The following is a 19,293-nucleotide window of genomic DNA, read 5'->3' on the forward strand; positions in this document are numbered from 1 at the left end:
CGAATGAAACTCTACAATCTGAAAGATCATAACGAGCAGGTCAGCTTCGCGCAGGCGGTGACTCAGGGACTGGGCAAAAATCAGGGGCTGTTCTTCCCTCACGATCTGCCGGAATTCCAGCTGACCGACATTGATGAGCTGCTGAAGCAGGACTTTGTTACCCGCAGCACGAAAATTTTGTCTGCGTTTATCGGCGACGAAATCCCGCAGGAGCTGCTGGAAGAGCGCGTGCGTGCGGCGTTTGCCTTCCCGGCACCGGTTCAGCAGGTTGAGCCGGATGTGGGTTGTCTGGAGTTGTTCCACGGCCCAACGCTGGCGTTTAAAGACTTCGGTGGTCGCTTTATGGCGCAGATGCTGACGCACATCAGCGGTGACAAACCGGTGACCATTCTGACCGCCACCTCCGGGGATACCGGTGCCGCCGTGGCGCATGCCTTCTACGGTCTGAAGAACGTCCGCGTGGTGATCCTCTATCCGAAAGGCAAGATCAGCCCGCTCCAGGAAAAACTGTTCTGTACCCTCGGCGGCAACATTGAGACCGTAGCAGTAGATGGCGACTTTGATGCTTGTCAGGCGCTGGTGAAACAGGCCTTCGACGATGAAGAGCTGAAGGCCGCGCTGGGGCTCAACTCTGCCAACTCCATTAACATCAGCCGTCTGTTGGCGCAGATTAGCTACTACTTCGAAGCGGTTGCCCAACTGCCGCAAGAGGCGCGCAATCAGCTGGTGGTTTCGGTACCGAGCGGAAACTTTGGTGACCTGACCGCGGGCCTGCTGGCGAAATCACTCGGCCTGCCGGTGAAACGCTTTATTGCGGCGACCAACGCCAACGACACCGTGCCACGCTTCCTGAAAGACGGTAAATGGGCGCCGAACGCGACCCAGGCGACGCTCTCTAACGCGATGGATGTGTCACAGCCAAACAACTGGCCGCGTGTGGAAGAGCTGTTCCGCCGTAAAGTGTGGCGTCTGGGCGATCTGGGCTATGCGGCGGTCACGGATGAAACCACCAGAAGCACCATGCGTGAGCTGAAGGCGGTGGGGTATACCTCTGAACCGCATGCGGCGATTGCTTATCGTGCGCTGCGCGACCAGCTGAATCCGGGTGAATATGGCCTGTTCCTGGGGACGGCGCATCCGGCAAAATTCAAAGAGAGCGTGGAAGAGATTCTGGGTGAAACGCTGCCGCTGCCGAAAGAGCTGGCGGATCGCGCTGACCTGCCGCTGCTCTCTCATGAGCTGCCGGCGGATTTTGCCGCGCTGCGTAAGCTGATGATGACCCGAGCGTGATTTTTTTGCCCGGTGGCGCTGCGCTTACCGGGCCTACAACGATCTCAATCGTAGGCCGGGTAAGCGAAGCGTCACCCGGCTTTTTTGTGAAGAAATTAAGGAGAAAAATAGCAGGGAAAAAGCAGAAATTCCCAATAAATGCGGTCACTTAGCGTTTAGGATTGCAGAGAATAACATCCCCGGTTCCCCTCACGTAATCTCCTTACATCGGCCCACGTTGGGTAAGAATCATAAGGAGTCACCGATGTCTAAACTGAAACCTGCGCTGATTGCGCTTTCACTGATGCTGGTCGCTCCCATGGCGGTACAGGCATCCGAAATTACTCTGGTTCCGGCGGTCAAACTGCAGATTGGCGATCGAGATAATAACGGTCATTACTGGGACGGCGGCCGCTGGCGCGACCATGACTGGTGGAAGGCGCATTATGACTGGCGTGATAACCACTGGCGTCCGCATGATGAGCATCGCGATCGTGACGATCGCCATGATCACCGCCACGACGATCACCGACCAGGCCCGGACTGGAAGCATCACTAATACAAACCCCGCCAGAAGGCGGGGTTGTTTTTTTACTGTTCGTGACGCTTAAACACCAGTTCCCCTTTCCCCGACGCGTCCTCGTCAAAGAAATACCCCTCGCTGTTGAATCCGGTCAGCTGCTCAGGCTTCGTCAGACGGTTTTGAATGATGTAGCGGCTCATCAGGCCACGCGCTTTTTTGGCATAGAAGCTGATGACCTTAAACTTGCCGTTTTTCTCATCGAGGAAGACCGGTTTAATAATCTGTGCATCCAGCTTCTTCGGCTTCACCGACTTAAAGTATTCATCGGAGGCAAGGTTAATCACCACGTTATCACCCTGCGCGTGCAGTGCCGCGTTCAGCTTATCGGTGATAATGTCGCCCCAGAAATGGTACAGATCTTTGCCTTTGGCGTTTTCCAGGCGGATGCCCATCTCCAGACGATAGGGCTGCATCAGATCCAGCGGGCGCAGCACGCCGTAGAGACCCGAGAGCATACGCAGATGCTGCTGGGCAAAATCGAAATCGGCTTCGCTGAACTCTTCAGCCTGCAGACCGGTATAGACGTCACCTTTGAAGGCCAGAAGCGCCTGGCGGGCATTTGCAGGGGTGAAGTCAGGATGCCACTCGTGGAAGCGGGTCGCATTCAGATCGGCGAGCTTATCACTGATGCTCATCAATGAGGCGATTTGCGGCGCGGAGAGCTTACGTGCCTCGTGAATCAGCTGTTGCGAGTAGTCCAGCAGTTCAGGCTGGGTATAACGCTCAGTCGCGAGCGGGCTCTGGTAGTCGAGCGTTTTTGCAGGTGAAATCAGAATCAGCATATCCAGTCCTTGCAGGAAATTTAGAGCGACTTTAGCAAAAAATCGCCCTGAATTGATCGATAGCTGTTATTGCCGTGGCAAATCATCCCAGGCGCCGGGCGCAATCTGCGACTTGATTTCGGGATAGCGCGCGGCATCAAAGACGGGGGGGATACCCAGTTTGCGCTGGCGTAGATAATCTCCGGCGATAAGGTTTACAACAGGAGAGAGCAGCAAAATCGCCGTCAGGTTAGTGATGGCCATCAACGCCATAATCACGTCCGCCAGCTGCCAGACCAGCGGCATGCTGAGCAAAGAACCCGCTATTACCATTAATATCATCCCCAGACGTAGCAGGTTGCGCACAGGACGGGAGTTGAACTTCAGGAAAATGAGGTTGTTTTCGGCGTAAAGGTAATTGACGACCATCGAGCTATAGGCGAACAGCATCAGAATGAGCGAGACAAATCCGGCCCCCCAGCCACCGGTAAGGTTCATCAGCGCCTGCTGAAGAAGCTGTATCCCGGCGGCTTCCGATGAGTGCGGTACAGGGCCGGCCAGCAGCAGGATCATGGCGCTGGCGGAACAGATAATAATCGTGTCCGTAAAGACGCCAATCATCTGCACAATCCCTTGCGCGGCCGGGTGAGGAGGCCACGACGCAGCCGCCGCGGCGGCATTTGGCGTGGATCCCATTCCGGCTTCATTAGAAAACATGCCGCGCTGAAAACCCGCCATCAGCGCCTGGCTAAAGGTATAGCCCAGCGCGCCCGAAGCGGCTTCACGCCAGCCAAAGGCGCTTCTGAAGATGGTCGCAATCACATCCGGCACCTGGTCGATATGCAGCGCAGCGACCAGCAGGCTGGCCGCAACCCAGAGCAGCGCCATGACGGGAACCAGCCATTGCATCAGACGGGCAGTGCCCTTGAGTCCGGTAGAGATAGTCAGCAGTATGCAGAGGGCTAACACCGCGCCGGTTAACCATTCCGGACAGGCAAAGGCATAGCGGAGGGCATGGGCGACAGAATTTGCCTGAACGGTGTTGAAAATCAGACCATAGGCGACAAGCAAGAATAGCGAGAACAGCACGCCCATCCAGCGCATCCCTAAGCCTCGAGCCATGTACCAGGCCGGGCCGCCGCGAAACTGGCCGTTGTTGTCTTTTTCTTTGTAGAGTTGAGCGAGAGAACATTCGGCAAACGACGTTGCCATGCCGATAATTGCCGTAATCCACATCCAGAAAACCGCGCCCGGTCCGCCGGCGCTGATAGCCAGCGCGACCCCCGCCAGATTACCGCTGCCAAGACGTGCCGCGAGGCTGGTACACAGTGCCTGGAAAGACGTTAATCCACCCGGTTGCGGTGTGACGCTGTTTTTCAGACTTCTGCCAAATTTGCGGATATAACGAAACTGGATAAAACCGCTGCGAAGCGTAAACCAAATACCTGCTCCGAGAAGCAGGTAAATCATGATCGAACCCCAGAGAACTTCGTTAATAAAGAAAAAGAAATCAGGCATTAACGTCCCTCTTGTTGATGCCAGGGCAATTATGTAAGCGCTACCACATATTGAGCGTGCTGTTACTTAGCTGCCTGTTAATATTTCGAGTTTATCATACAATGGTGAAGCGCACTGTCTGCGGTTGCGCTACCCCTCCGTCGTGTTATCATCAGGGCAGACCGGTTACATCCCCCTAACAAGTAAACCTGTCATTTTTCCGCTGCAGACATGCTGTCGGTAGCGTGAATTATCCAGGGCACGTTAAAAGAGAAACACTATCATGACGGATAAATTGACCTCCCTTCGTCAGTTCACCACTGTCGTAGCTGACACCGGAGATATCGCGGCAATGAAGCTGTACCAGCCGCAGGATGCCACAACTAACCCTTCTCTGATCCTTAACGCCGCACAGATCCCTGAGTATCGCAAACTGATTGACGACGCTGTGACCTGGGCGAAAGCACAGAGCAACGACCGCGCGCAGCAGGTTGTGGATGCCACTGATAAACTGGCAGTGAACATCGGTCTGGAGATCCTTAAACTGGTTCCTGGCCGTATCTCTACCGAAGTGGATGCGCGTCTCTCCTACGACACCGAAGCGTCTATCGCGAAAGCAAAACGTCTGATCAAAATGTATAACGATGCGGGTATCAGCAACGACCGTATCCTGATCAAACTGGCTTCTACCTGGCAGGGTATTCGCGCGGCTGAACAGCTGGAAAAAGACGGTATCAACTGTAACCTGACGCTGCTGTTCTCCTTCGCGCAGGCGCGTGCATGTGCGGAAGCGGGCGTATACCTGATTTCTCCGTTCGTGGGCCGTATTCTGGACTGGTACAAAGCCAATACCGACAAGAAAGAGTACGCTGCATCTGAAGATCCGGGCGTGGTTTCCGTGACTGAAATCTACGAATACTACAAACAGCACGGCTATGAAACCGTTGTTATGGGCGCAAGCTTCCGTAACGTGGGTGAAATCATCGAGCTGGCTGGCTGTGACCGCCTGACCATCGCACCAGCGCTGCTGAAAGAGCTGGCTGAAAGCGAAGGTACCATCGAGCGTAAACTGTCTTACACCGGTGAAGTGAAAGCGCGTCCAGAGCGTATCACCGAATCCGAGTTCCTGTGGCAGCACAACCAGGATCCAATGGCGGTAGACAAACTGGCGGACGGTATCCGTAAGTTTGCTATCGACCAGGAAAAACTGGAAAAAATGATCGGCGATCTGCTGTAATCATTCTGCGTGACCGGGCTCCCGGTCACGCGACTTCTTTCGTACTCTGTCTGAATTTCCCCTCTGCGTGTATCATTCCCTTTAATCAGTACTTATTGAATGGAATGGATATGAATACCTTACGCATCGGCTTAGTGTCGATTTCTGACCGCGCCTCAAGCGGTGTCTATCAGGATAAAGGCATCCCTGCTCTTGAAGAGTGGTTGGGCAGCGCGCTGACCACCCCGTTTGAAATCCAGACCCGCCTGATCCCGGATGAACAGCCGATCATCGAGCAGACGTTGTGTGAGCTGGTGGATGAGATGAGCTGCCACCTGGTGCTGACGACCGGCGGAACCGGTCCTGCACGTCGTGATGTGACGCCAGATGCTACGCTTGCTATAGCTGACCGCGAAATGCCGGGCTTCGGTGAACAGATGCGCCAGATCAGCCTGCACTTTGTTCCAACGGCGATCCTCTCCCGTCAGGTAGGGGTCATTCGCAAGCAGGCGCTAATCCTGAATCTACCAGGGCAACCTAAGTCGATTAAAGAGACGCTCGAAGGGCTAAAAGCGGATGATGGCAGCGTGATCGTCCACGGGATCTTTGCAAGTGTACCGTATTGTATACAACTGCTTGACGGGCCGTACGTGGAAACCGATGACAAAGTCGTAGCAGCATTTCGTCCTAAAAGCGCACGTCGCGAAACAATCTCCTGAAAATAATAAAAATGTGACATTAGCTGAAGCGGCGATGGTGTGCTAAACGTTTTACGGTATAGTAATTTTTTCTTTACGTTAGCTGTAAAAATAAATCCACAACACACGCTCAATGGTTCGCTATGTCACATAACACCCGACCTCTGAATCGACAGGACTACAAAACCCTCACGCTCGCGGCCCTGGGCGGCGCGCTGGAGTTTTACGACTTCATCATCTTTGTCTTCTTCGCCGCCGTGGTGGGGGAGTTGTTCTTCCCGGCGGATATCCCGGAATGGCTGCGTCAGGTGCAAACCTTCGGTATTTTTGCTGCCGGGTATCTGGCGCGCCCTCTTGGTGGGATTGTGATGGCGCACTTTGGCGATCTGGTCGGGCGTAAGAAGATGTTTACCCTCAGTATCCTGCTGATGGCTGTGCCGACGCTGGCGATTGGTCTGCTGCCAACCTACGCCTCGATGGGCATTCTCGCCCCGTTATTGCTACTGCTGATGCGTATTCTTCAGGGGGCGGCCATCGGCGGTGAGGTGCCGGGGGCGTGGGTGTTTGTCGCGGAGCATGTTCCGGCGCGTCGTATTGGTATCGCCTGCGGAACCTTAACCGCGGGGTTAACGGTGGGCATTTTGCTCGGTTCCGTCGTCGCAACAATTGTGAATACCAGCATGACACAACAGGCCGTGCATGACTGGGGCTGGCGTCTACCGTTCCTGCTGGGCGGGGCGTTTGGTCTGGTGGCCATGTACCTGCGCCGTTGGCTGCAGGAGACACCGATTTTCCTCGAAATGCAGCAGCGCAAAGCGCTGGCGCAGGAGTTGCCGGTAAAAGCTGTCGTGGTGCGTCATAAAAAAGCGGTGGTGGTGTCGATGCTGCTTACCTGGCTGCTCTCGGCGGGCATTGTGGTGGTGATTTTGATGTCGCCAGTCTGGCTGCAAAAGCAGTACGGCTTCGCCCCGGCGGTGACCTTACAGGCAAACAGTATCGCCACCATTATGCTCTGCTTCGGCTGTCTGGCCGCCGGGCTGGCTGCAGATCGGTTCGGCGCCAGCGTCACCTTTATCGTCGGCAGTCTGTTACTGGCGGGCTCAAGCTGGGCGTTTTACCATCTTGCAGGCAGTCATCCTGAACAATTGTTCCTTCTGTATGGCGTGGTAGGGCTGTGCGTCGGTGTGGTGGGGGCCGTGCCTTACGTGATGGTACGCGCATTCCCGCCAGAAGTCCGCTTCACCGGGATCTCATTCTCCTACAACGTTTCGTATGCCATCTTCGGTGGACTGACGCCGATTGCGGTTACGGTGTTGATGGGCGTGTCACCGATGGCACCTGCCTGGTACGTGCTGGCGTTGTCGCTGATGGGGCTGGTATTGGGAATTTGGCTACGTCAATCGGGGAGAAGTCGTGCCCGCGAGGCAGGCACGACAGAGGGATCAGTGTTTTTCACCAATCGGTAGAATGGTGCGGTCAAACTGCTCGTTCAGCACTTCGCCCATTGCCAGGTAGATTGCGCTTGCGCCGCAAACCAGGCCAATCCAGCCTGCTACGTGAACGATGCCTTCGTTATCGACCAGGTGACCAATCGCCAGCAGGGCGAACAGCACGGTCAGGCTCAGGAAGACGAACTGCAGTACGCGGTTGCCCTTAAGGGTGCCGAAGAACATGAACAGGGTGAAGACGCCCCAGAGGCCCAGATACACGCCCAGGAAGTGGGCGTTTGCCGCATCAGCCAGACCCATTTTAGGCATCAGCAGAATGGCGACCAGGGTCAGCCAGAAAGAACCGTAAGAGGTAAAGGCGGTTAAGCCGAAGGTGTTGCCTTTCTTATATTCCAGCAGGCCCGCGAAGATTTGCGCGATACCGCCGTAAAAAATGCCCATCGCCAGGATAATGCCATCCAACGGGAACATCCCGATGTTATGCAGGTTCAGCAGGATGGTGGTCATGCCAAAACCCATCAGGCCCAGCGGAGCCGGATTAGCCAACTTAGTGTTGCCCATAAGTCCTCAAAAAAATCATCATTGATATGGTGAAATGGTTAAACCCGCGACAGTTCTCCCTGACGGGGCGCGGCATCATAATGGGCGCAAACGATGCCGTCTATGATCTCATCAGGGTGAAATTAAAATTTTTTTTATCCTTCCCCCTTGATGGATGCGCCGGTGACCCCATCTTGTAAGCAACCGCAGTGTGTGGACCTGAAAAAAATCAAATCTGGGCAGTTGAAAAAGCACGTTTTGCCCTTATTACAGGTACACAACCACATGTTGACTGAATTTTTAGTGGAGACGTTTAGATGGGTAAAATTATTGGTATCGACCTGGGTACTACCAACTCTTGTGTAGCGATTATGGATGGCACTACTGCACGCGTGCTGGAGAACGCCGAGGGCGATCGCACCACGCCTTCTATCATTGCCTATACCCAGGATGGTGAAACTCTGGTTGGTCAGCCGGCTAAACGTCAGGCAGTGACAAACCCGCAAAACACCCTGTTTGCGATTAAACGCCTGATCGGCCGCCGCTTCCAGGACGAAGAAGTTCAGCGTGACGTTTCTATCATGCCTTACAAAATCATCGCAGCTGATAACGGCGATGCATGGCTTGATGTGAAAGGCACCAAAACAGCACCACCTCAGATCTCTGCTGAAGTGCTGAAAAAAATGAAGAAAACCGCAGAAGATTACCTGGGTGAGCCGGTAACTGAAGCTGTTATCACCGTTCCTGCATACTTCAACGATGCTCAGCGTCAGGCAACCAAAGATGCTGGCCGTATCGCAGGTCTGGAAGTAAAACGTATCATCAACGAACCAACCGCGGCTGCTCTGGCTTACGGTCTGGATAAAGAAGTTGGCAACCGTACTATCGCGGTTTACGACCTCGGTGGTGGTACCTTCGATATCTCTATTATCGAAATCGACGAAGTTGACGGCGAAAAAACCTTTGAAGTTCTTGCAACCAACGGTGATACGCACCTGGGTGGTGAAGACTTCGATACGCGTCTGATCAACTACCTCGTTGACGAGTTTAAGAAAGATCAGGGCATTGACCTGCGTAACGACCCGCTGGCCATGCAGCGCCTGAAAGAAGCCGCTGAGAAAGCGAAGATCGAACTCTCTTCCGCTCAGCAGACCGACGTTAACCTGCCGTACATCACTGCAGATGCAACCGGTCCTAAACACATGAACATCAAAGTGACCCGTGCGAAACTGGAAAGCCTGGTAGAAGACCTGGTGAACCGTTCTATCGAGCCACTGAAAGTTGCACTGCAGGATGCTGGCCTGTCCGTGTCTGATATCAACGACGTTATCCTCGTTGGTGGCCAGACTCGTATGCCAATGGTTCAGAAGAAAGTGGCTGAATTCTTTGGTAAAGAACCACGTAAAGACGTTAACCCGGACGAAGCAGTGGCAATTGGTGCTGCGGTTCAGGGCGGTGTGTTGACCGGTGATGTTAAAGACGTTCTGCTGCTGGACGTAACCCCGCTCTCTCTGGGTATCGAGACCATGGGTGGCGTGATGACGGCGCTGATCAGCAAAAACACCACCATCCCGACCAAGCACAGCCAGGTGTTCTCTACTGCTGAAGACAACCAGTCTGCGGTAACCATCCATGTGCTGCAGGGTGAGCGTAAGCGTGCATCTGATAACAAATCTCTGGGTCAGTTCAACCTGGATGGTATCAACCCGGCACCACGCGGCATGCCGCAGATCGAAGTGACCTTCGATATCGATGCTGACGGTATTCTGCATGTTTCCGCGAAAGACAAAAACAGCGGTAAAGAGCAGAAGATCACCATCAAGGCCTCTTCCGGTCTGAACGAAGAAGAGATCCAGAAAATGGTTCGCGAAGCAGAAGCCAACGCGGAATCCGACCGTAAGTTCGAAGAGCTGGTTCAGACCCGTAACCAGGGCGACCATCTGCTGCACAGCACCCGTAAGCAGGTTGAAGAAGCAGGCGATAAACTGCCAGCGGAAGACAAAACTGCTATCGAAGCTGCACTGAGCGCGCTGGAAACGTCTCTGAAAGGCGAAGACAAAGCGGATATCGAAGCGAAGATGCAGGAGCTGGCACAGGCTTCTCAGAAGCTGATGGAAATCGCTCAGCAGCAGCATGCCCAGCAGCAGGCAGGCGCTGACGCTTCGGCGAACAATGCGAAAGACGACGACGTTGTCGACGCTGAGTTCGAAGAAGTTAAAGACAAAAAATAATCGCCCTGATGCAGGGTAATTAATCGGCACGGGCGTAGGAGAACTCTCCACGCCCGTGCTCGCATGTTAAGGGGCTTAAAAAAACCAATGGCAAAGCAAGACTATTACGAGATTTTAGGCGTTCCGAAAACTGCGGAAGAGCGTGAAATCAAAAAGGCGTATAAGCGCCTGGCCATGAAATTCCACCCGGATCGCAACCAGGGTGACAAAGAGGCTGAAGCTAAATTTAAAGAGATCAAAGAAGCCTACGAAGTCCTGACCGATGCACAAAAACGTGCGGCCTATGACCAGTATGGTCACGCAGCCTTTGAACAGGGCGGCATGGGTGGTGGTGGATTCGGTGGCGGCGGCTTTGGCGGCGGCGCTGATTTCAGCGATATCTTTGGCGATGTGTTCGGCGATATCTTTGGTGGTGGTCGCGGTCGTCAGCGCGCAGCGCGTGGTGCCGATCTGCGCTACAACATGGAGTTGACGCTGGAAGAGGCCGTTCGCGGTGTCACCAAAGAGATCCGTATCCCGACGCTGGAAGAGTGTGACGTTTGCCATGGCAGCGGCGCGAAAGCGGGCACGCAGCCACAAACCTGTCCAACCTGTCACGGTTCCGGTCAGGTGCAGATGCGTCAGGGCTTCTTCGCCGTACAGCAGGCGTGTCCGCACTGTCATGGTCGCGGGACGCTGATTAAAGATCCATGCACCAAATGCCACGGCCACGGTCGCGTTGAGAAAACCAAAACCCTGTCCGTTAAAATCCCGGCTGGCGTGGATACGGGTGACCGCATCCGCCTGGCAGGCGAAGGCGAAGCAGGTGAGCATGGCGCACCAGCAGGCGATCTGTACGTTCAGGTGCAGGTGAAACAGCACGCTATCTTTGAGCGTGAAGGCAACAACCTCTACTGTGAAGTACCGATCAACTTTGCCATGGCGGCGCTCGGTGGCGAAATTGAAGTGCCTACACTTGATGGTCGCGTGAACCTGAAAATTCCAGGCGAAACCCAGACCGGTAAGCTGTTCCGCATGCGCGGTAAAGGCGTGAAATCCGTTCGTGGTGGGGCGCAGGGCGATCTGCTGTGCCGCGTGGTGGTTGAAACGCCGGTTGGCCTGAACGACAAGCAGAAACAGTTGCTGAAAGAGTTGCAGGAAAGCTTTGGCGGCCCGACGGGTGAGAAAAACAGTCCACGTTCCAAAAGCTTCTTCGATGGCGTCAAAAAATTCTTCGATGATTTGACTCGCTGATCCGTTAGCCACTCTTCATCCTGACAAAGCCCGGAAGCGATTCCGGGCTTTTTTCTTTTTTAAAGGTATTGTTCGGTAAAACTGAATTTATACTCAATATTAATCTGTTTTTGCCGAGTTGTTAGGCTTGGTATTATGGTTTTATCGAGGTATCTTGCTTAAAGAGAGAGCTTAAGTGAAATTATTACACCGTTTTTTTAGCAGTGAAGCATCAGGGGGCGTGATCCTGATTATCGCCGCTGCGGCAGCGATGTTGCTGGCTAACCTGGGCATCACACGTGAGTTCTATCATGCGTTTCTGGAAACGCCCGTCGAACTGAAGGTCGGCGCGCTGGAAATCAACAAGAACATGCTGCTGTGGATCAACGATGCATTGATGGCGGTGTTTTTCCTGTTGGTAGGACTTGAGGTGAAGCGTGAGCTGGTGCTGGGCTCGTTGGCCAGCCGCCAGCGCGCAGCGTTTCCGGTGATCGCCGCCATTGGCGGGATGGTCGTTCCGGCGCTGCTCTTCCTTGCGTTTGCCTGGCAGGATCCCGTTGCACGTGACGGCTGGGCGATCCCGGCCGCAACGGATATCGCGTTTGCGCTCGGTGTTTTAGCCTTGCTTGGAAGCCGTGTTCCGGTTGCACTGAAAATCTTCCTGATGGCGCTGGCGATCATCGATGACCTGGGGGCGATCGTTATCATCGCGCTGTTCTACACCAGCGAGCTGTCAATTCTGTCGTTGAGCGTGGCCGCAGCGGCGATTGCAGTACTGGCGTTGTTAAACATTTTCAATGTACGTCGCATCGGGATTTATATCCTGGTGGGGATGGTGCTGTGGACGGCCGTGTTGAAATCCGGCGTGCATGCCACGCTGGCAGGGGTCATCGTCGGTTTCTTCGTACCGCTTAAGCCGCAGGAGGGTAAATCACCGGCCAAACAGCTGGAGCATGTGCTGCATCCGTGGGTCGCCTTTATGATCCTGCCGCTGTTTGCGTTTGCCAACGCAGGCGTTTCCCTGGGAGGCGTTACGCTGGACGGTCTGACGTCTGTCCTGCCGCTGGGCATTATTGCCGGACTGTTTATTGGTAAACCGCTGGGGATTAGCCTGTTCTGCTGGCTGGCGCTGAAGCTTAAGCTGGCGTCGTTGCCGAACGGCACCACATTTGGTCAGATTATGGCGGTCGGCGTGCTCTGCGGGATTGGATTTACCATGTCGATCTTTATCTCGACGCTGGCGTTTGGCGCAAACGCGCCTGAGCTGATTGTCTGGGCAAAACTCGGCATTCTTATCGGTTCACTGCTGGCCGCGGTTATTGGTTATACCTTGTTGAAGGTGAAATTGTCCGGACAGGCCGTCCAGGCATAACGGAAAACCGGGAGAAGGTAATCCTTCTCCCGATACACACTCAGGGAGAGCAGACGCGATGTCTCATTTGAATTACAACCATCTTTACTACTTCTGGCATGTTTACAAACAAGGCTCGGTTGTGGGAGCGGCAGAAGCACTTTTTCTGACGCCACAAACGATCACCGGGCAAATCAAGGCCCTGGAAGAACGCCTGCAGGGCAAGCTGTTCAAGCGTAAAGGGCGTGGGATAGAGCCAAGCGAACTGGGCGAGCTGGTCTTTCGCTATGCGGACAAGATGTTTACCCTGAGCCAGGAGATGCTGGACATCGTCAACTACCGCAAAGAGTCTAATTTGCTGTTTGATGTGGGCGTGGCGGATGCACTCTCAAAACGGCTGGTGAGCGGCGTGCTGGATGCGGCGGTGGTTGAAGACGAACAAATTCATCTGCGCTGTTTTGAGTCCACCCATGAGATGCTGCTGGAGCAGTTGAGCCAGCATAAGCTTGATATGATTATCTCGGACTGCCCCATCGACTCCACGCAGCAGGAAGGGCTGTTCTCGGTCAAAATCGGCGAATGTGGGGTAAGCTTCTGGTGCATCAACCCGCCCCCGGAAAAACCGTTCCCTGCCTGCCTGGAAGAACGCCGTTTGCTGGTGCCGGGAAGGCGTTCCATGCTGGGGCGTAAGTTGCAGAACTGGTTTAACTCTCAGGGGCTGAACGTAGAGATCCTCGGTGAGTTCGATGATGCTGCGCTGATGAAAGCCTTTGGTGAAGCACACAACGCTATCTTTGTCGCGCCGACGCTTTATATGCACGATCTCTATTCGGATAACAGGATTACGGAAATTGGCAGGGTGGATAACGTGATGGAGGAGTACCACGCGATATTTGCCGAAAGGATGATTCAGCATCCGGCGGTGCAGCGTATCTGTAACCGCGACTACTCGTCGCTGTTTACGCCACCGGCAAACTGAAGGCATAAAAAAACCCGCGTTAAGCGGGTTCTTTAAACAAGCAACAACAAGCGGCGATTAAGCCAGTTTGTTGATCTGCGCGGTCAGGTTTGCTTTATGACGCGCTGCTTTGTTTTTGTGGATCAGACCTTTAGCAGCCTGACGATCCACGATTGGTTGCATTTCGTTAAATGCGTTCTGCGCTGCAGCTTTGTCGCCAGCTTCGATTGCTGCGTATACTTTCTTGATGAAAGTACGCATCATAGAGCGACGGCTTGCGTTGTGCTTACGAGCCTTTTCAGACTGAACGGCACGTTTCTTAGCTGATTTGATATTAGCCAAGTCCAACTCCCAAATATGATCTATGTGGACAATTCAAAGGCCGAGGAATATGCCCTCTTTGCCTTCTTTTGTCAATGGATTTGTGCAAATAAGCGCCGTTAATTAGCGACGCTACGTTACGTAGTGATGGCGCAGGATTCTACCAGCTTGTCTCGCGTGAATACAGCTTTTCGGCATAAAAATCGCAGTTCACGGACAGATTTTTTCGCTGTGAAAGGTCAGCCTGATGAAATCATTACGGCTTTCTGTTTTGCGCGAACAATCGCCGGTTAACCTTAACCGCTCTACAAGGTATACTTTGGCGATTTTCACTGTTTTGAGCCAGACATGAAGCTGATACGCGGCATACATAATCTCAGCAAAGCCCCACACGGGTGCGTGCTGACCATTGGTAATTTGGACGGCGTGCATCGTGGGCATCAGGCGCTGTTGCAGGGATTGCGTAAAGAAGGGGAGGCCCGTGGCCTGCCCGTGGTAGTGATGATTTTCGAGCCGCAGCCGCTGGAGCTGTTTGCAGGGGATAAATCACCCGCCCGTCTTACTCGCTTGCGCGAGAAGTTGCGCTATCTGGCAGAGTCCGGTGTGGACTACGTATTGTGTGTCCGTTTTGATCGTCGCTTTGCCGCACTGACAGCACAAAATTTCGTCAGCGACCTGTTGGTTAAGCGGCGCCTTGGCGTGCAGTTTCTCGCCGTGGGCGATGATTTCCGCTTTGGCGCTGGTCGTCAGGGCGATTTCTTGCTATTACAGAAGGCTGGCCTGGAGTACGGTTTTGACGTCACCAGCGCGATGACATTTTGCGAAGGCGGCGTTCGCGTCAGCAGTACAGCGGTTCGCCAGGCACTGGCGAATGATGAGCTGGAGACCGCAGAAAACCTGCTGGGGCATCCGTTTACCATTTCTGGTCGTGTGGTTCATGGCGATGCGCTGGGCCGCACTATCGGTTTCCCGACGGCGAATATACCGCTGCGTCGTCAGGTCTCCCCGGTTAAAGGGGTATATGCGGTAGAAGTGGCTGGACTGGGCGACAAGCCTTTTTATGGCGTCGCCAACATTGGCACACGTCCTACGGTCGCCGGTGTGCGGCAGCAGCTGGAAGTGCATCTGCTGGACGTTGTAATGGACCTCTACGGTCGCCATATAGATGTCATACTGCGTAAAAAAATACGCAATGAGCAGCGATTTGCCTCGCTGGATGAACTAAAGGCGCAAATCGCGCGAGATGAATTAACGGCCCGCGAGTTTTTTGGGCTTTGAACCCGGCTTAAATGCCTACGTGATAAATACGGAACCGAGAATCTGATGAGTGACTATAAATCAACCCTGAATTTGCCGGAAACAGGGTTCCCGATGCGCGGCGATCTCGCCAAGCGCGAACCGGGAATGCTGGCGCGTTGGACCGATGATGACCTGTACGGCATCATTCGTGCAGCCAAAAAAGGCAAAAAGACCTTCATTCTGCATGATGGCCCTCCATATGCGAATGGCAGCATTCATATTGGTCACTCTGTAAACAAGATTCTGAAAGACATTATCGTGAAGTCCAAAGGACTCGCGGGATATGACTCACCTTACGTTCCGGGTTGGGACTGCCACGGCCTGCCAATCGAACTGAAAGTTGAGCAGGAATTTGGCAAGCCGGGTGAGAAATTTACCGCGGCGGAATTCCGTGCGAAATGCCGTGAATATGCGGCTACTCAGGTTGACGGTCAGCGCGCAGACTTTATTCGTCTGGGCGTACTGGGCGACTGGTCGCACCCGTACCTGACCATGGACTTCAAAACCGAAGCCAACATCATCCGTGCGCTGGGTAAAATCATCGGCAATGGCCACCTGCATAAAGGTGCGAAGCCGGTGCACTGGTGCGTAGACTGCCGTTCTGCCCTGGCAGAAGCGGAAGTTGAGTATTACGACAAAACCTCTCCGTCTATCGACGTGGCGTTCCACGCGGTTGATCAGGACGCGGTGAAAGCCAAATTTGGCGTCACCTCTGTAAACGGCCCGATCTCGCTGGTTATCTGGACTACTACCCCATGGACGCTGCCTGCTAACCGTGCGATCTCCCTGTCTGGTGAGTTTGAATACGCGCTGGTGCAGGTTGACGGTCAGGCGCTGATCCTGGCGAAAGATTTGGTTGAAAGCGTGCTGAAACGCGCGAACATCACCGACTACACCGTGCTGGGCACCGTAAAAGGTGACGCGCTGGAGCTGATGCGCTTTAAACATCCGTTCCTGGACTTCGATGTCCCGGCGATCCTGGGCGACCACGTCACGCTGGAAGCGGGTACCGGTGCGGTGCACACCGCAGGTGGCCACGGTCCTGACGACTATAACATCAGCCTGAAATACGGTCTGGAAATCGCGAACCCGGTTGGCCCGGATGGTGCTTACCTGCCTGGCACTTACCCGTCACTGGACGGGATAAACGTCTTCAAAGCGAACGACATTATCGTGGAGATGCTGCGTGAGCGCGGCGCACTGCTGCACGTTGAGAAAATGCAGCACAGCTACCCATGCTGCTGGCGTCACAAGACGCCGATCATCTTCCGTGCGACCCCACAGTGGTTCGTCAGCATGGATCAGAAAGGCCTGCGCGAGCAGTCCCTGAAAGAGATCAAAGGCGTGCAGTGGATCCCGGACTGGGGCCAGGCGCGTATTGAATCCATGGTGGCTAACCGTCCTGACTGGTGTATCTCCCGTCAGCGTACCTGGGGCGTGCCGATGTCGCTGTTTGTGCATAAAGAGACGCATGAACTGCATCCGAACACCCTGGAACTGATGGAAGAAGTGGCGAAGCGCGTCGAAGTTGACGGCATTCAGGCGTGGTGGGATCTCGACGCCCGCGACATTCTGGGCGCTGACGCGGATAACTACGAAAAAGTCCCTGATACCCTGGACGTGTGGTTCGACTCCGGTTCCACCCACGCTTCCGTGGTTGACGTGCGTCCAGAGTTTGCCGGTCACGCTGCCGATATGTATCTGGAAGGCTCTGACCAACACCGTGGCTGGTTCATGTCATCTCTGATGATTTCTACCGCCATGAAAGGCAAGGCCCCTTACCGCCAGGTACTGACTCACGGTTTCACCGTGGATGGTCAGGGCCGTAAGATGTCCAAGTCCATCGGTAACACCGTTTCTCCGCAGGATGTGATGAACAAACTGGGTGCAGACATTCTGCGTCTGTGGGTGGCGTCTACCGACTACACCGGCGAAATGGCGGTGTCTGATGAGATCCTGAAACGTGCCGCCGACAGCTATCGTCGTATCCGTAACACCGCGCGCTTCCTGCTGGCGAACCTGAATGGTTTTGATCCGGCAAAAGACATGGTGAAACCGGAAGAGATGGTGGTGCTCGATCGCTGGGCTGTTGGCTGCGCAAAAGCGGCGCAGGAAGACATCGTTAACGCCTACGAATCCTACGATTTCCACGAAGTGGTGCAGCGCCTGATGCGCTTCTGCTCCATCGAGATGGGCTCGTTCTACCTCGACATTATCAAAGACCGCCAGTACACCGCGAAAGCGGACAGCGTGGCGCGTCGTAGCTGCCAGACTGCGCTGTATCATATCGCAGAAGCGCTGGTGCGCTGGATGGCACCGATCATGTCCTTCACCGCGGATGAAATCTGGGGCTACCTGCCTGGTGACCGTGAGAAGTATGTCTTCACCGGTGAGTGGTACGAAGGTCTGTTCGATCTCTCCAGTACTGAAGCAATGAACGATGCGTTCTGGGACGAACTGCTGAAAGTGCGTGGCGAAGTGAACAAGGTCATCGAACAGGCGCGTGCTGACAAGAAAGTGGGTGGCTCTCTGGAAGCGGCAGTGACCCTGTACGCAGAACCTGAGCTGGCAGCCAAACTGACTGCACTGGGTGATGAATTACGATTTGTCCTGTTGACCTCCGGTGCGAAAGTTGCGGATTATGCCGATGCTTCTGCTGATGCTCAGCAGAGCGAACTGCTCAAAGGACTGAAAGTCGCACTGAGCAAAGCCGACGGTGAGAAGTGCCCGCGTTGCTGGCACTACACCACCGATGTCGGCCAGGTGGCGGAACACGCAGACATCTGCGGACGCTGTGTGAGCAACGTCGCCGGTGACGGCGAGAAACGTAAGTTTGCCTGATGAGTAAAACTCTCTGTTCAACAGGACTGCGCTGGCTGTGGCTGGTTGTGGTGGTGCTGATTATCGATCTGGGCAGCAAATACCTGATCCTCCAGAACTTTGCTCTGGGGGAGACGGTTCCGCTGTTCCCGTCGCTGAACCTGCACTATGCGCGTAACTACGGCGCGGCGTTTAGTTTCCTTGCTGACAGCGGTGGCTGGCAGCGCTGGTTCTTCGCGGGTATTGCTATCGGTATCTGTGTGGTGCTGGCGGTGCTGATGTACCGTTCGAAAGCGACGCAAAAGCTGAATAACATCGCCTACGCGCTGATCATTGGCGGCGCGTTAGGCAACCTGTTTGATCGCCTGTGGCACGGCTTTGTGGTCGATATGATCGACTTCTACGTCGGCGACTGGCACTTTGCGACCTTTAACCTCGCCGATAGCGCAATTTGTATCGGTGCGGCGTTAATCGTGCTGGAAGGTTTCTTGCCGAAACCCGCCGCGAAAGAGCAGGCTTAATTGTAAATGCCGGGTGGCGCTGCGCTTACCCGGCCTACAGAATTTGTGGCCTCCCGTAGGCCCGGTAAGCGCAGCGCCACCGGGCAACAGGTGACCCAAAACAAGCGAGCAATTTGCATGTCTAAATCCGTACAAAGCAACAGCGCGGTTCTCTTGCACTTCACGCTGAAACTGGATGATGGCTCAACGGCTGAATCCACCCGCAATAACGGCAAACCCGCCCTGTTTCGTCTTGGCGACACGTCATTATCCGAAGGTCTGGAGCAACAACTTCTGGGTCTGAAAGAGGGCGAGAAGAAGGCGTTTTCGCTGGAGCCGGATGCGGCGTTTGGCGTGCCAAGCCCGGATCTAATCCAGTACTTCTCGCGTCGTGAGTTTATGGATGCGGGCGAGCCGGAAATCGGGGCGATTATGCTCTTTACCGCTATGGATGGCAGCGAAATGCCTGGCGTGATCCGCGAAATCAACGGCGACTCCATCACCGTAGATTTCAACCATCCGCTTGCCGGGCGCACCGTCCATTTTGATATTGAAGTGCTGGAGATTGATCCGGCACTGGAGGCCTGAA

The 19,293-nt window shown here is 54.5% G+C and carries 17 protein-coding genes and 1 pseudogene; 14 read left to right on the plus strand and 4 right to left on the minus strand.

All coding sequences use genetic code 11. From position 1 onward, the window contains the following. The first annotated feature begins 3 nt into the window (after positions 1–3). Both thrC and EKN38_RS09585 read left to right on the plus strand, forming a co-directional pair. The gene (thrC, locus tag EKN38_RS09580) at positions 4–1,290 is read left to right on the plus strand and encodes a threonine synthase (protein WP_126522028.1); all 1,287 of its coding nucleotides are present in this window, start codon (positions 4–6) and stop codon (positions 1,288–1,290) included. A 244-nt stretch (positions 1,291–1,534) separates the two neighbouring features. Further along, entirely contained in the window at positions 1,535–1,828 is a 294-nt protein-coding gene (locus tag EKN38_RS09585; protein ID WP_014830594.1) for a DUF2502 domain-containing protein, read from the plus strand. Positions 1,829–1,860: 32 nt separating this feature from the next. Here the strand turns inward: EKN38_RS09585 and yaaA are convergent, their stop codons facing one another. Together yaaA and EKN38_RS09595 are read right to left on the minus strand one after the other, a co-directional pair. Further along, positions 1,861–2,634 carry a peroxide stress protein YaaA gene (yaaA, locus tag EKN38_RS09590; protein ID WP_046889357.1) on the minus strand — a complete coding sequence of 258 codons (774 nt, stop codon included), beginning with the start codon at positions 2,632–2,634 and terminating at the stop codon, positions 1,861–1,863. A 66-nt stretch (positions 2,635–2,700) separates the two neighbouring features. Continuing rightward, a complete protein-coding gene (locus tag EKN38_RS09595; RefSeq protein WP_014830596.1) occupies positions 2,701–4,131 on the minus strand; it encodes an alanine/glycine:cation symporter family protein in 1,431 nt (476 codons plus the stop codon). Positions 4,132–4,393: 262 nt separating this feature from the next. On the opposite strand from EKN38_RS09595, the gene tal reads away from it, so the two are divergent. From tal to EKN38_RS09610, 3 genes are all read left to right on the plus strand, one after another. After that, positions 4,394–5,347, plus strand: coding sequence for a transaldolase (gene tal, locus EKN38_RS09600; RefSeq protein WP_014830597.1), 954 nt, complete (start codon positions 4,394–4,396; stop codon positions 5,345–5,347). A gap of 110 nt (positions 5,348–5,457) precedes the next feature. Further along, a complete protein-coding gene (gene mog, locus EKN38_RS09605) occupies positions 5,458–6,045 on the plus strand; it encodes a molybdopterin adenylyltransferase (RefSeq protein ID WP_013095516.1) in 588 nt (195 codons plus the stop codon). A gap of 122 nt (positions 6,046–6,167) precedes the next feature. Next, positions 6,168–7,490, plus strand: coding sequence for an MFS transporter (locus EKN38_RS09610; RefSeq protein ID WP_014830598.1), 1,323 nt, complete (start codon positions 6,168–6,170; stop codon positions 7,488–7,490). Here EKN38_RS09610 and satP read toward each other — a convergent pair. Next, complete coding sequence (gene satP / locus EKN38_RS09615) at positions 7,467–8,033, minus strand: acetate uptake transporter (protein WP_014830599.1); 567 nt, start codon at positions 8,031–8,033, stop codon at positions 7,467–7,469. The two genes, EKN38_RS09610 and satP, sit on opposite strands and share 24 nt — an antisense overlap. A gap of 296 nt (positions 8,034–8,329) precedes the next feature. Here satP and dnaK point away from each other — a divergent pair, with 296 nt between their 5' ends. From dnaK to nhaR, 4 genes are all read left to right on the plus strand, one after another. Continuing rightward, positions 8,330–10,243 carry a molecular chaperone DnaK gene (dnaK, locus tag EKN38_RS09620; RefSeq protein ID WP_013095521.1) on the plus strand — a complete coding sequence of 638 codons (1,914 nt, stop codon included), beginning with the start codon at positions 8,330–8,332 and terminating at the stop codon, positions 10,241–10,243. A gap of 87 nt (positions 10,244–10,330) precedes the next feature. After that, positions 10,331–11,476, plus strand: coding sequence for a molecular chaperone DnaJ (gene dnaJ / locus EKN38_RS09625; RefSeq protein ID WP_014830600.1), 1,146 nt, complete (start codon positions 10,331–10,333; stop codon positions 11,474–11,476). Between the two features lie 175 nt (positions 11,477–11,651). Then, a complete protein-coding gene (nhaA, locus tag EKN38_RS09630) occupies positions 11,652–12,827 on the plus strand; it encodes a Na+/H+ antiporter NhaA (protein ID WP_014830601.1) in 1,176 nt (391 codons plus the stop codon). A gap of 58 nt (positions 12,828–12,885) precedes the next feature. Further along, positions 12,886–13,785 carry a transcriptional activator NhaR gene (gene nhaR, locus EKN38_RS09635; protein WP_014830602.1) on the plus strand — a complete coding sequence of 300 codons (900 nt, stop codon included), beginning with the start codon at positions 12,886–12,888 and terminating at the stop codon, positions 13,783–13,785. 57 nt (positions 13,786–13,842) lie between these two features. Here the strand turns inward: nhaR and rpsT are convergent, their stop codons facing one another. Next, positions 13,843–14,106: a 30S ribosomal protein S20 gene (gene rpsT / locus EKN38_RS09640; protein ID WP_003856458.1), complete on the minus strand. Its 264-nt coding sequence runs from the start codon at positions 14,104–14,106 to the stop codon at positions 13,843–13,845. A 101-nt stretch (positions 14,107–14,207) separates the two neighbouring features. On the opposite strand from rpsT, the pseudogene EKN38_RS25975 reads away from it, so the two are divergent. The 5 genes and pseudogenes from EKN38_RS25975 to fkpB all read left to right on the plus strand — a co-directional run bounded on the left by EKN38_RS25975 (position 14,208) and on the right by fkpB (position 19,292). Further along, positions 14,208–14,426: pseudogene (locus EKN38_RS25975) on the plus strand (DUF2575 domain-containing protein). 7 nt (positions 14,427–14,433) lie between these two features. After that, a complete protein-coding gene (gene ribF / locus EKN38_RS09655) occupies positions 14,434–15,363 on the plus strand; it encodes a bifunctional riboflavin kinase/FAD synthetase (protein ID WP_126522030.1) in 930 nt (309 codons plus the stop codon). A 45-nt stretch (positions 15,364–15,408) separates the two neighbouring features. Continuing rightward, positions 15,409–18,225, plus strand: coding sequence for an isoleucine--tRNA ligase (ileS, locus tag EKN38_RS09660; protein WP_014830604.1), 2,817 nt, complete (start codon positions 15,409–15,411; stop codon positions 18,223–18,225). Further along, the gene (gene lspA, locus EKN38_RS09665; RefSeq protein WP_014830605.1) at positions 18,225–18,725 is read left to right on the plus strand and encodes a signal peptidase II; all 501 of its coding nucleotides are present in this window, start codon (positions 18,225–18,227) and stop codon (positions 18,723–18,725) included. Before ileS ends, lspA begins: the two co-directional genes overlap by 1 nt. A 117-nt stretch (positions 18,726–18,842) precedes the next feature. Continuing rightward, positions 18,843–19,292 (plus strand): FKBP-type peptidyl-prolyl cis-trans isomerase, encoded by a 450-nt coding sequence (gene fkpB, locus EKN38_RS09670; RefSeq protein ID WP_014830606.1) that lies wholly within the window; start codon positions 18,843–18,845, stop codon positions 19,290–19,292. Position 19,293 lies beyond the last annotated feature (1 nt).

This window comes from Enterobacter sp. WCHEn045836 (genome assembly GCF_003965585.1).
Lineage (GTDB): Bacteria > Pseudomonadota > Gammaproteobacteria > Enterobacterales > Enterobacteriaceae > Enterobacter > Enterobacter dissolvens.

What these genes read in the sequence shown, in the direction of transcription:
- thrC (WP_126522028.1), top strand. Translation starts at nt 4, where the DNA reads ATGAAACTCTACAATCTGAAAGATCATAACGAGCAGGTCAGCTTCGCG.
- EKN38_RS09585 (WP_014830594.1), top strand. Translation starts at nt 1,535, where the DNA reads ATGTCTAAACTGAAACCTGCGCTGATTGCGCTTTCACTGATGCTGGTC.
- yaaA (WP_046889357.1), bottom strand. Translation starts at nt 2,634, where the DNA reads ATGCTGATTCTGATTTCACCTGCAAAAACGCTCGACTACCAGAGCCCG.
- EKN38_RS09595 (WP_014830596.1), bottom strand. Translation starts at nt 4,131, where the DNA reads ATGCCTGATTTCTTTTTCTTTATTAACGAAGTTCTCTGGGGTTCGATC.
- tal (WP_014830597.1), top strand. Translation starts at nt 4,394, where the DNA reads ATGACGGATAAATTGACCTCCCTTCGTCAGTTCACCACTGTCGTAGCT.
- mog (WP_013095516.1), top strand. Translation starts at nt 5,458, where the DNA reads ATGAATACCTTACGCATCGGCTTAGTGTCGATTTCTGACCGCGCCTCA.
- EKN38_RS09610 (WP_014830598.1), top strand. Translation starts at nt 6,168, where the DNA reads ATGTCACATAACACCCGACCTCTGAATCGACAGGACTACAAAACCCTC.
- satP (WP_014830599.1), bottom strand. Translation starts at nt 8,033, where the DNA reads ATGGGCAACACTAAGTTGGCTAATCCGGCTCCGCTGGGCCTGATGGGT.
- dnaK (WP_013095521.1), top strand. Translation starts at nt 8,330, where the DNA reads ATGGGTAAAATTATTGGTATCGACCTGGGTACTACCAACTCTTGTGTA.
- dnaJ (WP_014830600.1), top strand. Translation starts at nt 10,331, where the DNA reads ATGGCAAAGCAAGACTATTACGAGATTTTAGGCGTTCCGAAAACTGCG.
- nhaR (WP_014830602.1), top strand. Translation starts at nt 12,886, where the DNA reads ATGTCTCATTTGAATTACAACCATCTTTACTACTTCTGGCATGTTTAC.
- ribF (WP_126522030.1), top strand. Translation starts at nt 14,434, where the DNA reads ATGAAGCTGATACGCGGCATACATAATCTCAGCAAAGCCCCACACGGG.
- ileS (WP_014830604.1), top strand. Translation starts at nt 15,409, where the DNA reads ATGAGTGACTATAAATCAACCCTGAATTTGCCGGAAACAGGGTTCCCG.
- lspA (WP_014830605.1), top strand. Translation starts at nt 18,225, where the DNA reads ATGAGTAAAACTCTCTGTTCAACAGGACTGCGCTGGCTGTGGCTGGTT.
- fkpB (WP_014830606.1), top strand. Translation starts at nt 18,843, where the DNA reads ATGTCTAAATCCGTACAAAGCAACAGCGCGGTTCTCTTGCACTTCACG.